Origin of the sequence: Pseudomonas sp. Irchel 3H3, from assembly GCF_900187635.1 — a bacterium.
In the GTDB taxonomy this organism is placed as follows: Bacteria; Pseudomonadota; Gammaproteobacteria; order Pseudomonadales; family Pseudomonadaceae; genus Aquipseudomonas.
The window spans coordinates 256,858-270,727 of record NZ_FYEC01000001.1; the positions used below are offsets into that span (position 1 = coordinate 256,858).

The 13,870-nt window shown below is 59.9% G+C and carries 12 protein-coding genes and 1 pseudogene; 3 read left to right on the plus strand and 10 right to left on the minus strand.

Features of this window, described 5'->3' with window-relative positions; translation table 11 throughout:
* Positions 1–26: 26 nt before the first annotated feature.
* Positions 27–992 carry a GlxA family transcriptional regulator gene (locus tag CKW24_RS01180; protein ID WP_095164685.1) on the minus strand — a complete coding sequence of 322 codons (966 nt, stop codon included), beginning with the start codon at positions 990–992 and terminating at the stop codon, positions 27–29.
* Between the two features lie 296 nt (positions 993–1,288).
* Here CKW24_RS01180 and CKW24_RS01185 point away from each other — a divergent pair, with 296 nt between their 5' ends.
* Complete coding sequence (locus tag CKW24_RS01185; protein ID WP_095164686.1) at positions 1,289–1,930, plus strand: HD domain-containing protein; 642 nt, start codon at positions 1,289–1,291, stop codon at positions 1,928–1,930.
* Positions 1,931–2,167: 237 nt separating this feature from the next.
* Here the strand turns inward: CKW24_RS01185 and CKW24_RS01190 are convergent, their stop codons facing one another.
* From CKW24_RS01190 to CKW24_RS01230, 8 genes and pseudogenes are all read right to left on the minus strand, one after another.
* Positions 2,168–3,058: an ABC transporter permease subunit gene (locus CKW24_RS01190; protein ID WP_095164687.1), complete on the minus strand. Its 891-nt coding sequence runs from the start codon at positions 3,056–3,058 to the stop codon at positions 2,168–2,170.
* Complete coding sequence (locus tag CKW24_RS01195; RefSeq protein ID WP_174244642.1) at positions 3,055–3,936, minus strand: ABC transporter permease subunit; 882 nt, start codon at positions 3,934–3,936, stop codon at positions 3,055–3,057. The genes CKW24_RS01190 and CKW24_RS01195 overlap by 4 nt, the downstream gene beginning before the upstream one ends.
* A 35-nt stretch (positions 3,937–3,971) precedes the next feature.
* A complete protein-coding gene (locus tag CKW24_RS01200; RefSeq protein ID WP_095164689.1) occupies positions 3,972–5,114 on the minus strand; it encodes an ABC transporter ATP-binding protein in 1,143 nt (380 codons plus the stop codon).
* Positions 5,115–5,188: 74 nt separating this feature from the next.
* Positions 5,189–6,283, minus strand: coding sequence for a polyamine ABC transporter substrate-binding protein (locus CKW24_RS01205; RefSeq protein WP_095164690.1), 1,095 nt, complete (start codon positions 6,281–6,283; stop codon positions 5,189–5,191).
* A 258-nt stretch (positions 6,284–6,541) separates the two neighbouring features.
* On the minus strand, positions 6,542–7,654 hold the full coding sequence (locus tag CKW24_RS01215; RefSeq protein WP_095164692.1) for a polyamine ABC transporter substrate-binding protein: 1,113 nt from the start codon (positions 7,652–7,654) through the stop codon (positions 6,542–6,544).
* Between the two features lie 168 nt (positions 7,655–7,822).
* Positions 7,823–9,187, minus strand: coding sequence for an aspartate aminotransferase family protein (locus CKW24_RS01220; protein ID WP_095164693.1), 1,365 nt, complete (start codon positions 9,185–9,187; stop codon positions 7,823–7,825).
* 55 nt (positions 9,188–9,242) lie between these two features.
* Complete coding sequence (locus tag CKW24_RS01225; RefSeq protein WP_095164694.1) at positions 9,243–10,601, minus strand: glutamine synthetase family protein; 1,359 nt, start codon at positions 10,599–10,601, stop codon at positions 9,243–9,245.
* A 161-nt stretch (positions 10,602–10,762) separates the two neighbouring features.
* A pseudogene (locus tag CKW24_RS01230) lies at positions 10,763–11,059 on the minus strand (gamma-glutamyl-gamma-aminobutyrate hydrolase family protein); the annotation flags it as partial.
* Between the two features lie 278 nt (positions 11,060–11,337).
* Here CKW24_RS01230 and CKW24_RS01235 point away from each other — a divergent pair.
* Together CKW24_RS01235 and CKW24_RS01240 are read left to right on the plus strand one after the other, a co-directional pair.
* Entirely contained in the window at positions 11,338–12,714 is a 1,377-nt protein-coding gene (locus CKW24_RS01235; RefSeq protein ID WP_095081821.1) for a glutamine synthetase family protein, read from the plus strand.
* A 229-nt stretch (positions 12,715–12,943) separates the two neighbouring features.
* Positions 12,944–13,594: a TetR/AcrR family transcriptional regulator gene (locus CKW24_RS01240; RefSeq protein WP_095164695.1), complete on the plus strand. Its 651-nt coding sequence runs from the start codon at positions 12,944–12,946 to the stop codon at positions 13,592–13,594.
* Positions 13,595–13,642: 48 nt separating this feature from the next.
* Here CKW24_RS01240 and CKW24_RS01245 read toward each other — a convergent pair whose 3' ends face one another.
* Complete coding sequence (locus CKW24_RS01245) at positions 13,643–13,858, minus strand: molybdopterin-binding protein (protein WP_003213899.1); 216 nt, start codon at positions 13,856–13,858, stop codon at positions 13,643–13,645.
* Positions 13,859–13,870 lie beyond the last annotated feature (12 nt).

Sequence of the window (13,870 nt, forward strand, 5' to 3'; positions counted from 1 at the left end):
GGCGCACGGCGGGCAGGCGCAGCCTCTCAAAGCACCGACGAAAAGTTCAGCCGGAACTGCAGCGGCGTCACGCCCAGGCGTCGATTGAACACGCTGCGCATGTGCTGGGCATCGCGAAATCCACACTGGTAAGCGACGGTCTTGAGTGCGGCCCGCGAGCTTTCCAGCATCACCCGGGCGGCGTCCACCCGCGCCTGCTCCACGAACTCGGCCGGGGTCACCCCGGCTTCTCGGGTGAACACCCGGGAGAAATTGCGCGCACTCATGTTCGCCGCCACTGCCAGGTCGACAATGGCCAGGTCGCCCGTAAGGTTCGCCATCACGTAATGCTGGACCCGCGCCACCGGCGAGATTTCCTCGGCATAGGGCGTGAGGAACGGGCTGAACTGCGACTGCCCGCCCGCGCGCTGGGTAAACACCACCAGGCGTTTGGCCACGCTCAAGGCCACCTGCGGACCGTGGTCCCTGGCCAGCAGGTACAGCGACAGGTCGATCCCGGCCGTGACCCCGGCCGAAGTGAACAGCTCGCCGTCCTCGACATACAGCCGGTCGGCCTCGACGCGGGTAGTCGGGCACAGTGCCGCCAACGCCGCGGCATCGCCCCAATGGGTGGTGACCGTCCTGCCGTCGAGCAATCCCGCGCGGGCCAGCAGGAAGGCGCCGTTGCAGATCGAGCCAAAGCGCCGGGCCCGGGCGCTGGCATCGCGCAGCCAATGGTCGAACGCCGGACCAAAATCGACAAAGGGCAATTGCGGCCCACCGGCCACCAGCAGCAAATCGTAGGCCTGCAGCGCCGCGCTGAAGTGCTGGTGAGCCTGCAGGGTCAGGCCGTTGGAACATGGCAGCAGACCCTGTTCGACGCCGATCACCTGTAACTGGTAATGCTCCTCGGGCTCGAGAAAGCGGTTGGCCTCGGAAAACACATCCATGGGGCCGGTCACGTCCAGCGCCTGGACGCCGGAGAACACCACGATGGCAACGGTTTTACTCATGGTTCGAAACGCCTCTCATGGCATAGATTGCAACGCTCGCGATGTGCGTGAGGACGCCGCGTTCATCCCGACAGCCGAGGTCATCGTTGACGTCCATCGCGAGCAAGCCGCAAGCGGGCACTCGCTCCTACAGGGTCTGCATGCACCGTAGCCAATCCAGGCCCAACAAGCGAGGCTGGCGCGATATGCATGCTCATTGGCCGGGATTGCAGCCATGGATCGATTGTCCGGTTTCAGGGGGGCAAACAGACTGGTGACCTCAGCGCCGCCATGGCGCTCACCATGAGGAAACTCCCATGAGCACCACCATTGCCGGCATCAAGATTCCTGACAGCGCATTGGCCAAAGCCACCACCGAGTACATCCGCGACATCGAGTCCGACCTGCTGTACCACCACTCACGCCGGGTATTCCTGTTCGGTGCCTTGAGCGGCGAACGCCAGCAGTTGGCCTACGATCCGCAGTTGCTGTACGTCGGCGCGATGTTCCATGACCTCGGCCTGGTGGCTGGGTATCGCAGTGACGATGAGCGCTTTGAAGTCGACGGCGCCAACGCCGCAGCGGCCTTTCTCAAACCCTATGGCTTGAGCGATGACGACATCGAGCAGGTCTGGCTGTCGATCGCCCTGCACACCACCCCCGGCGTACCCAAACACCTGCGCCCGACCGTCGCACTGGTGACCGCCGGAGTCGAGATGGACGTGCTGGGCCTGGACTACGCGGCCTTTACCAGCACGCAGCGCAGCGCGGTGGTGCATGCCCACCCACGGGGTGAAGGGTTCAAGGAGTGCATCATCTGCGCCTTTGCCGACGGCTTGCGCCATCGTCCTCAGACGACCTTCGGCAACGTCAAGACGGATGTGCTGGTGGATCAGGAGCCGGGGTTCCAGCCGATGAACTTCGTCCAGGTCATCCGCCAATCCCCTTGGGTTTCGTAAACAACGGTGGGTGTGCAGGATCTGTGAGCAGCAAAAAACCACGGTGGGAGCGGGCTTGCCCGCGATGGTCGTCAACGATGACGCGCCAAGCCAGGCTTAGCGCGGTGTCCTGACGTCCTTCGCGAGCAGGCTCGCTCCCACAGGGTTGATGGGTGTATGCGGGATCCGCGAGCAACCTGAATCACGCTGAGGCGGGGTAGAGAGGTTGACCACAGGATTGTGGTCAACCCTCCCGACTCAAGCCGCTTCCGGCGCCTGGGCCCGACGTGCGTCCGGCTGTTTCCAGGAGTCGGCAGCACTTTCTTCGATGGCCTGCTGGATCGCCCGCTTGCGGTTTTCTTCGGCGCGGCGGCTGAAGAACCAGACCAGGAACGTGACGATCGACACCGCCAACAGGATCAGGCTGGCCACGGCGTTGATCTCCGGTTTGACCCCCAGGCGCACCGCCGAGAACACTTCCATCGGCAGGGTGGTGGAACCCGGGCCCGAGACGAAGCTGGCCAATACCAGGTCGTCCAGCGACAGGGCAAACGACATCATGCCGCCCGCTGCCAGCGAAGGCGCAATCATCGGGATGGTGATCAGGAAGAACACCTTCCATGGCCGCGCGCCCAGGTCCATGGCTGCCTCTTCGATCGACAGGTCCAGCTCACGCAGGCGTGCCGACACCACCACCGCCACATAGGCGGCACAGAACGTGGTGTGGGCGATCCAGATGGTGACGATGCCCCGCTCCTGGGGCCAGCCAATCATCTGCGCCATGGCCACGAACAGCAGCAACAGCGACAGACCGGTGATCACTTCCGGCATCACCAACGGCGCGGTGACCAGGCCGCCGAACAGCGTACGGCCCTTGAAGTGGGTGATCCGGGTCAGCACGAATGCCGCCAGGGTCCCCAGCGCCACCGCGGCAATCGCGGTGTAGCAGGCGATTTCCAGCGAGCGCACCACTGAGCCCATCAGTTGGCTGTTATCCAGCAGGCCGACGTACCACTTGATCGACCAGCCGCCCCACACCGTCACCAGTTTCGAGGCGTTGAACGAGTAGATCACCAGGATCAGCATCGGCAGGTAGATGAACAACAGACCCACTACCAGCATCAGGCTGGAGAAACGGAAGCGCTTCATTCTTTACCCTCCATTTCCTTGGCCTGACTGCGGTTGAACAGGATGATCGGCACAATCAGGATCGCCAGCATCACCACCGCCAGGGCGGACGCCACCGGCCAGTCACGGTTATTGAAGAACTCTTGCCAGAGCACTTTACCGATCATCAGGGTTTCCGGACCGCCCAGCAGTTCCGGGATCACGAACTCACCCACCACCGGGATGAACACCAGCATGCAGCCGGCGATGATGCCGTTCTTCGACAGCGGAATGGTGATTTTCCAGAAGCTGTTGAAGGTGCTCGAACCCAGGTCGGACGCAGCTTCCAGCAGGCTGGTGTCGTGTTTTACCAGGTTGGCGTAGAGCGGCAGGATCATGAACGGCAGGTAGGAATAGACCACGCCGATATAGACCGCCAGGTTGGTGTTGAGGATCTGCAGCGGCTCATCGATAAAGCCCATGCTCATCAGGAAGCCGTTGAGCAGGCCGTTGTTGCTGAGGATGCCCATCCACGCATACACGCGGATCAGGATCGCGGTCCAGGTCGGCATCATGATCAGCAGTACCAGGACGGTCTGCATTTCCTTGCGCGCACTGGCGATGGCGTAGGCCATCGGGTAGCCGATCAACAGGCACAAAATGGTGCTGATCAGCGCCATCTTCAACGAACCGAGGTAAGCGGCAATGTACAGCTCATCCTCGCTGAGCATCGCGTAGTTGCCCAGGTTGAGCAGCACCTGCAACTTCTGCTCAACGAAGCTGTAGATCTCGGTGTACGGCGGAATGGCCACGTCTGCTTCGGCGAAGCTGATCTTCAACACGATGAAGAACGGCAACATGAAGAACAGGAACAGCCACAGGAAAGGAACGCCGATGACCAACTGGCGGCCACCGGGAATTATTCGACTGAGTCGACGCTTGAGTTTTCGCATGTTCATGAGCGCAGTACCACGCCGCTGTCGTCTTCCCACCAGACGTAGACCTGGTCACCCCAGGTCGGACGCTGGCCCCGGCGCTCGGCGTTGGCCACGAACGATTGCACCAGCTTGCCGCTCGGCAATTCGACGTAGAACACCGAGTGCCCGCCCAGGTAGGCGATGTCGTGGACTTTGCCGCTCGACCAGTTGTGCTCGCAGGTCGGCATATCGGCAGTGACCAGCAGTTTTTCCGGACGAATCGCGTAGGTCACCGACTTGTCTTGCACCGAGGTGCTGATGCCGTGGCCGACGTAGATGTTGCGGTCCAGGTCCTTGCAGGTGATCAGTGCATGGCCCTCGGCGTCGTCCACCACTTCACCTTCGAAGATGTTGACGTTGCCGATGAATTCACAAACCAGGCGGCTGGTCGGGGTTTCGTAGATGTCGATCGGGCTGCCGATCTGGGCAATCCAGCCCAGGTGCATGATCGCGATGCGCTCGGCCATGGTCATGGCCTCTTCCTGGTCGTGGGTCACCATGACGCAGGTCACGCCGACGCGCTCGATGATCTCCACCAACTCCAGTTGCATCTGCGAACGCAGTTTCTTGTCGAGGGCGCCCATCGGTTCGTCGAGCAGCAGCAGTTTCGGCCGCTTGGCCAGGGAGCGGGCCAAGGCGACACGCTGGCGCTGGCCACCGGAGAGCTGGTGCGGCTTGCGCTTGGCGTACTGGCTCATCTGCACCAGCTTGAGCATCTCGGCCACCCGGGCGTCGACTTCGGCGGCCGGGATCTTGTCCTGCTTGAGGCCGAAGGCGATGTTCTGTGCCACGGTCATGTGCGGGAACAGCGCGTAGGACTGGAACATCATGTTGATCGGCCGCTCGTACGGCGGCATATCGGTGATGTCCACGCCGTCGAGGAAAATCCGCCCCTCGGTCGGACGCTCGAAACCGGCGAGCATGCGCAGCAAGGTCGATTTGCCCGAACCCGAACCGCCGAGCAAGGCGAAGATTTCGCCTTTCTTGATTTCCAGGGACACATCGTCCACGGCAATCGTCTCGTCGAACTTCTTCGTGACCCGGTCGATTTTGACCAGCACCTGTTTAGGTGTCTGGTCGCCCTCGAGGGCTTTCTTGTAGGCGCCGGAGGCAACTGCCATTTACGAAACTCCCAACAAAAAGAGTGCGGTTCGCCCAATACGGGCGAACCCTTGGATAGTTTGAGCCTTTGTCACTATTTACCCGACTTGACCTTGGTCCAGCTGCGGGTCATCAAACGTTGAATGTTCGGTGGCAGCTCGATCGACACGTAGGTCTTGTCGAGGACCGCCTGGGGCGGATACACCGACTCGTCTTCGCGGATCGACTGTTCCATCAATTTGTCCGACCCCGGGTTCGGGTTGGCATAGCCCACGTAATCGCTGACCTGGGCAATCACCTCAGGCTTGAGCAAGTAGTTGATGAAGGCATGGGCTTCTTTGACGTTGGACGAATCCTTGGGAATCGCCAGCATGTCGAACCACAGGGCACCGCCCTCTTTCGGGATCGAGTAGGCGATGTTCACGCCTTTGCCGGCCTCTGCTGCCCGGGCCTTGGCCTGGAACATGTCGCCAGAGAACCCGATGGCCACGCAGATGTCGCCGTTGGCCAGATCCGCGATGTATTTGGAGGAGTGGAAGTACGTCACGTAAGGCCGCACCGCGAGCAACTTGGCTTCGGCCTTCTTGTAATCGGCAGGGTTGGTGCTGTTGGCATCCAGGCCCATGTAGTTGAGGACCGTGGGCATCATTTCATCGGCGGAGTCGAGGAACGCAACGCCACAGCTTTGCAGTTTCTTGATGTTTTGGGGCTCGAATACCGCTGCCCAGGAATCGATCTTGTCGACCCCCAGTACCGCCTTGATCTTGTCGACGTTGTAACCGATGCCGTTGGTGCCCCACAGGTACGGCACGGCGTACAAGTTGCCCGGGTCGTTCTGTTCCAGGCGCTTGAGCAGCACCGGGTCGAGGTTGGCGTAGTTGGGCAGTTGCGACTTGTCGAGCTTCTGGAAAGCCCCGGCCTTGATCTGCTTGCCCAGGAAGTGGTTGGACGGCACAACCACGTCATAACCTGTGCGGCCGGCCAGCAACTTGCCTTCCAGGGTTTCGTTGGAATCAAACACGTCATACACCGGCTTGATGCCCGTGGCTTTTTCGAAGTCCGCCAGGGTCGATTCGCCGATGTAGTCCGACCAGTTATAAATATGCACGGTGGGGGCGGCTTGCACACTGACTGCGAGTGTCAGACCGGCGCCAATCAGCATGGTTTTACGAAACAAAGAAATAGGCAAGTGGAGGTCCTCTGAAATAGTTGGGCCCAAGTTGCCCAGCGTTACATGACAGCCATGGCTGCCTGGCAACAAAACCGGCGCGCAACTTACCCTCGATAAACCGATCCAGCAAAACTTTTATGCAGATACACCTGTGGGAGCGAGCCTGCTCGCGATGGTCGTCAACGATAACGATGGGTTCCTGACACCCCGCGGCGCTCTCAGGTTCATCGCGAGCAAACCGCAAGCGGGCACCCGCTCCTACAAGGGTTCTACTTGTTATTTACCCGATTTGATCTTGGTCCAGCTGCGGGTCATGATCCGCTGGGTCGCAGCCGGCAAGTCGGCAATCGCGTACAGCTTGGCCAGGACGTCCGCCGGTGGATAAACACCCGGGTCGCCGGTGATGTCTTTATCGACCAGTGGGGTTGCAGCGGCGTTACCGTTCGGGAAGCGTACGGCGTTGGTAATCTCGGCCATGATTTCCGGCTTCTGCAGGAAGGTCATGAACTTGTAGGCGCCTTCGACGTTCTCGGCATCTTTAGGGATGGCGACCATGTCGTAGAAGCTGCCTGCACCTTCTTTGGGAATGTTGTAGCTGACCTTGACCTTGTCACCGGCTTCACTGGCGCGGGTCTTGGCCTGGTAGATGTCGCCCGAGTAACCGATAGCCACGCAGATGTTGCCGTTGGCCAGGTCGGAAATGTACTTGGAGGAGTGGAAGTAGCCGATCGAAGGACGCACTTTGAGGAACAGCGCTTCAGCTTCGGCCAGTTGTTTTTTATCCTGGCTGTCGGTTGGGTAGCCCAGGTAATGCAGTGCCACCGGAATCATCTCGGTTGGCGAATCCAGGACGCTGATCCCGCATGCTTTGAGCTTGGCGGCGTTTTCCGGCTTGAAGATCAAGTCCCAGGAGTTGGTCGGTGCGTCGTCACCCAGTGCAGCCTTGACCTTCTCGGCGTTAAAGCCGATGCCGATCGAGCCCCACATGTACGGGAAGGCGTGCTCGTTACCCGGGTCGCTGACCGAAACGGCCTTGAGCAAGTCGGTATTGAGGTTTTTCCAGTTCGGCAGCTTGGACTTGTCCAACTTCTGGTAGACACCGGCCTTGATTTGCTTGGCCAGGAAGTTGTTCGACGGCACGACGATGTCGTAGCCGGATTTGCCTGCCAGCAACTTGGCTTCCAGGGTTTCGTTACTGTCGAAGACGTCGTAGACAACCTTGATGCCCGACTCCGCCTCGAACTTCTTGACGGTGTCCGGCGCAATGTAGTCGGACCAGTTGTAAACGTGCAGTACTTTGTCATCTGCCTGAACCGCGCCCGCCATCACGCCCATCAGGGACATGGCAAGGAGTGTCTTGCCTGCGAGCTTTTTACCGAGTGCCTTCATGCGTAATGCTCCAAATTTTTCTTTTTTGAACCACCTGTTCCGCGCCGAACCCGGGCGATTGGAACCGTGGCTAGTCTGGCAACATCCATGGCGGTCTTTCAAGGAAAGGCCAAGCTTTCTGACCGCTCTAAGCGAAAGTTCATACAACTCCCGCTCAGAGCCTAGCACTTAGCCCTGCAACACACTCAGGGTCAGGTCCAGGCACTTGCGTGCCTTGGCCACCAGCTCATCGATTTCTGCCGGTGTGATCACCAGCGGCGGAGCGATGATCATGGTGTCGCCCACTGCGCGCATGATCAGCCCGTTGTCGAAGCAGAACTGCCGGCAGATCATGCCCACACCCTTGCCTTCGTAACGTTTGCGCGTGGCCTTGTCCTGAACCAGTTCGATTGCCCCCAACAGCCCTACTCCGCGAACTTCGCCCACCAAAGGGTGGTCGTTCAGCTCACGCAGACGCTTTTGCAAATACGGTGCCGTTTCTGCTTGGACGCGCTCGATAATTTTTTCGTCGCGCATGATGCGGATGTTTTCCAGGGCCACTGCTGCTGCCACCGGGTGACCGGAGTAAGTAAAGCCGTGGTTGAAATCACCGCCCTCGTTGAGTACCTCGACCACGCTGTCACGCACGATCAGGCCACCCATAGGGATGTAGCCTGAGGTCAGGCCCTTGGCGATGGTCATCATGTCGGGCTTGAGGTCGTAGAAATCGCTACCGAACCACTCACCGGTACGGCCGAAACCACAAATCACCTCATCGGCGACGAACAGGATGTCGTACTTGGCGAGGATTTCCTTGATGCGCGGCCAGTAGCTTTCAGGCGGCACGATCACACCGCCGGCGCCCTGGATCGGCTCGGCGATAAAGGCGCCGACGTTGTCGACACCGACTTCGAGAATCTTTTCTTCCAACTGGTTGGCAGCCCAGATCCCGAATTCTTCCGGGGTCATGTCGCCACCTTCACCGAACCAGTAGGGTTGCGGAATGTGCACGATGCCCGGGATCGGCAAGTCGCCCTGTTCGTGCATATAGGTCATGCCGCCCAGGCTGGCGCCGGCCACGGTCGAACCGTGGTAGCCGTTTTTGCGGCTGATGATGACTTTCTTGTTCGGCTGGCCCTTGATCGCCCAGTAGTGGCGAACCATACGCAGCATGGTGTCGTTGCCTTCGGAGCCGGAACCGGTGAAGAACACGTGGTTCATGCCTTGCGGGGCAATGTCGGCAATCGCCTTGGCCAGTTCCAGCACCGGTGGGTGAGCGGTCTGGAAGAACAGGTTGTAGTACGGCAGCTCGCGCATCTGTTTGCTGGCGGCGTCCGCCAGTTCGTCGCGACCGTAGCCGATCGCCACGCACCACAGGCCGGCCATGCCGTCGAGGATCTTGTTGCCTTCGCTGTCCCACAGGTAAACGCCCTTGGCGCTGGTGATGATGCGCGGGCCTTTTTCCTTGAGCTGCTTGAAGTCACTGAACGGCGCCAGGTGATGGTCGTTGCTCAGGCTTTGCCATTCACGGGTTTGCGGGTTGTTGCTAGTCATAAAGCGCTCCTTCCTAGTGAGGTGAGGGTGCGGCTGGTGGGCCGCACCCGGCGTGTCAGACGGCGAATAGCAGGAATTCCCGTTCCCACGAACTGATCACGCGCTTGAAGTTTTCATGCTCGGCCCGCTTGACCGCGACGTAGCCAGTGATGAAGTTGTGACCCAGGTATTTCTCGATGGTCTTGCTGTTTTCCATACGCTCCAGGGCGTCTTCGATGGTCAACGGCAGACGCAGGTTGCGTCGCTCGTAACCACGTCCAACTACCGGGGCGCTTGGGTTGAGGCCTTCGACCATGCCGATGTAGCCGCACAACAGGCTCGCGGCAATCGCCAGGTACGGGTTGGCGTCGGCGCCCGGCAGGCGGTTTTCCACCCGACGGTTCTGTGGCCCCGCATCCGGAACCCGCAGGCCCACGGTGCGGTTCTCTTCGCCCCATTCCACGTTGACCGGTGCCGAGGTGTCCGGCAGGAAGCGGCGGAACGAGTTGACGTTGGGGGCGAACAGCGGCAGCAGTTCAGGGATGAACTTCTGCAGGCCACCAATGTGATTGAGGAACAGCTGGCTCATGGTCCCGTCTTCATTGGAGAAGACGTTCTTGCCAGTCTCGATGTCGATGATGCTCTGGTGCAGGTGCATGGCGCTGCCCGGCTCGCCCGTCATCGGCTTGGCCATGAACGTCGCTGCCACGTCGTGCTTGAGCGCGGCTTCGCGCATGGTGCGCTTGAACACCAGGATCTGGTCGGCCAGGGACAGTGCGTCACCGTGACGGAAGTTGATTTCCATCTGCGCCGTGCCGTCCTCGTGGATCAGCGTGTCCAGGTCCAGCTCCTGCAGTTCGCACCAGTCGTAGACGTCTTCGAACAACGGGTCGAATTCGTTGGCCGCTTCAATGGAGAACGACTGGCGACCGATCTCCGGACGCCCGGAACGGCCGATCGGCGGTTGCAGCGGATAGTCCGGGTCGTCGCTGCGCTTGGTCAGGTAAAACTCCATTTCCGGCGCCACGATCGGCTGCCAGCCCTTGTCGGCATAGAGTTTGAGGACCTTCTTGAGCACGTTGCGCGGCGACAGCTCGATCGGGTTGCCCTGCTTGTCGTAGGTGTCGTGGATCACCTGGGCGGTCGGCTCGATGGCCCAGGGCACGAGGAACACTGCGTTCTGGTCGGGACGGCAGATCATGTCGATGTCGGCCGGGTCGAGCAGCTCGTAATAGATGTCGTCTTCGACATAGTCGCCCGTCACTGTTTGCAGCAGCACACTCTCGGGCAGGCGCATGCCTTTTTCGGCAATGAACTTGTTGGTCGGCGAAATCTTGCCGCGGGTAATCCCGGTCAAGTCGGCGATCATGCATTCGACTTCTGTGATCTTGTGGTCTTTCAACCAATCGGTGAGCTGGTCGAGGTTGTTACTCATAAATGCCTCTGGGCTGAGTGTCCTGACTTCATTAAGAGTCAGGCGATGTTTGACGCATCCGCGTCGCGTTGTCGTGTCTGGGCCATGGCCAAGCCATGCGGGTTAAAGCTTACCTGCCATTGGGGCCTGGTTTGCACACTTGCAGCAAAAGCCGTGCGTGCAGGAACACCAACGCCGGCGCGAATCAATGGGCAGGGAGTGGCAACGCGTGCAGAATCATGAGCAGTTCCCGGCGTACTCGCAGGACCGCTATAGTGAACAGGATCTACATTGGAGGAAGTGCCACTAAAGAGAGGGGCTTCCACAACGTCCAGAATATCGGACGGGGATAGCTGCTCCGGCAACGCCGGCAGGCCCTTGGCCGCCGCGCGGACGGACGTGTCGCCACTGATGTGGCACGCATGCAGACCGATCTGCCTGGAGCAGGTGGTCACGCCGATTGACGGCAGGCGAGACATGAAGCACCCCGGTATTATTGCTGTTATGGGTTTGATTCGAGCTTAGCCTTGTTCATTTTTTTACACAACACCCCCGTAAAAAATACAACACGGCCCGCTCAAGCCTGCGGGCGGCAACGAAGGGAAAGGGATCAAAACGCCCCAAACTGCCTCAAAAATGCCCTTCGAGCGCTTTTTTAGGGCAAAAAAGGCCTCGCTTGACTTCGGCATGCCGTTCGGGTTGACTGGAATCTGAAAAGATCAATGATTGATATTTTTAACAACAAAGGTGTTGCATCATGTCGGTACCCCCGCGTGCCGTTCAGCTTAACGAAGCGAACGCGTTCCTTAAGGAACATCCTGAGGTTCTGTACGTTGACCTTCTGATTGCGGATATGAATGGTGTGGTGCGCGGCAAGCGCATCGAACGCACCAGTCTCCACAAGGTTTACGAGAAAGGCATCAACCTGCCGGCCTCTCTATTTGCTCTGGATATCAATGGTTCGACGGTGGAAAGCACCGGCCTGGGCCTGGACATCGGCGATGCTGACCGAATCTGCTATCCAATCCCCGACACCCTGTGCAATGAGCCTTGGCAAAAGCGCCCTACCGCGCAACTGTTGATGACCATGCACGAACTCGAAGGTGAGCCATTCTTCGCCGACCCGCGTGAAGTACTGGCCAATGTAGTGCGCAAGTTTGACGAAATGGGCCTGACTATCTGCGCCGCCTTCGAACTGGAGTTCTACCTGATCGACCAGGAGAACGTGAACGGTCGCCCGCAACCCCCTCGCTCGCCGGTTTCCGGCAAACGCCCGCACTCGACACAGGTCTACCTGATCGACGACCTCGACGAATACGTCGACTGCCTCCAGGACATCCTGGAAGGTGCGAAGGAGCAAGGCATCCCGGCTGACGCCATCGTCAAGGAAAGTGCTCCGGCGCAGTTCGAAGTCAACCTGCACCACGTTGCCGACCCGATCAAGGCCTGCGACTACGCGGTACTGCTCAAGCGTCTGATCAAGAACATCGCCTACGACCATGAGATGGACACCACCTTCATGGCCAAGCCTTACCCAGGCCAGGCGGGTAACGGTCTGCACGTCCACATCTCGATCCTTGATAAAGACGGCAAGAATATTTTTGCCAGTGAGGATCCCGAGCAGAACGCCGCACTGCGTCACGCGATCGGCGGTGTGCTCGAGACCCTACCGGCGCAGATGGCCTTCCTCTGCCCGAACGTCAACTCCTACCGTCGTTTCGGCGCACAGTTCTACGTGCCGAACTCGCCGTGCTGGGGCCTGGACAACCGCACCGTGGCGATTCGTGTGCCAACCGGTTCCTCCGATGCCGTGCGCATCGAACACCGTGTGGCCGGCGCCGATGCCAACCCGTACCTGCTGATGGCTTCGGTCCTGGCAGGCGTGCACCACGGCCTGGTCAACAAGATCGAGCCTGGCGCACCGGTGGAAGGCAACAGCTACGAGCAGAACGAGCAGAGCCTGCCGAACAACCTGCGCGACGCATTGCGCGAGCTGGACGACAGCGAAGTCATGGCCAAGTACATCGATCCGAAATACATCGATATCTTCGTGGCCTGTAAAGAGAGCGAGCTGGAGGAATTCGAACACTCCATCTCCGACCTCGAGTACAACTGGTACCTGCATACCGTGTAAGCGGTTGCGGTAAAAACAAACGCCACCGGCTGATAAGGCCGGCGGCGTTTTTTTATGGCCGCCTTTGGCGGATCGTCGGAGCGCCGCCATCGCGAGCAAGCTCGCTCCCACAGGGCCTTGTTTAGCACCCGGATACTGCGTGCGTAGCAGATCCTTGCTCGCGATGGCGGCCGACGAGACAACACACAACCCGACTCGTACAATGCCCCCTGCCCTGCAGGAGACTTCAATGACCCGGCCCGCCACTCTTCGTAAACCCCGCGCCCGCAGCCAGGCGCGAATCGATTCGATCCTCGATGCCGCCCGCACACTGCTGGCCGCCGAAGGCGTGGCCAGTTTGTCGATCTACAGTGTCGCCGAGCGCGCGGAGATCCCGCCCTCCTCCGTCTACCATTTCTTCGCCAGCGTCCCGGCCTTGCTCGAAGCCCTGACGGCCGACGTCCACGCCGCGTTCCGCGCCTGCCTGCAAGCACCTATCGACCATGACACCCTCAGTGGCTGGCGTGACCTGTCGCGGCTGGTCGAGCAACGCATGCTGCAGATCTACAGCGAAGACGCCGCCGCCCGCCAGTTGATCCTGGCCCAGCACGGGCTCACCGAAGTCACCCAGGCCGACCGCCAGCACGACCTCGAACTGGGCGACCTGATGCACACCCTCTTCGACCAGCACTTTGCACTGCCAGCGCTGCCCACCGACGTCGACGTGTTTGCCCTGGCCATGGAGCTGGGTGATCGGGTGTATGCGCGCTCGGTGCAGCAGCATGGGCAGATCACCCCGCGCATGGCGGAGGAAGGGATGCGGGTGTTTGATGCGTACCTGGGGTTGTATCTGCCGCCTTACCTGCCTAAACGCGCTGGTAATCCCCCAGCAAGCCCATAAAAAACCCCGAAGGGCTCACACCCTTCGGGGTTGTTCGTAGCGCACGGCTTACAACTTGGCGATCGAGACCTCGGTGGACTTTACGAAGGCGATCACTTCGCTGCCGATCACCAGTTCCAGCTCCTTGACCGAGCGGGTGGTGATCACCGAGGTGACGATACCGGAAGCGGTTTGCACGTCGATTTCCGACAACACATCGCCTTCGACGATTTCCTTGATGGTGCCTTTGAACTGGTTGCGAACGTTGATGGCTTTGATAGTCATGAGGGTGATTCC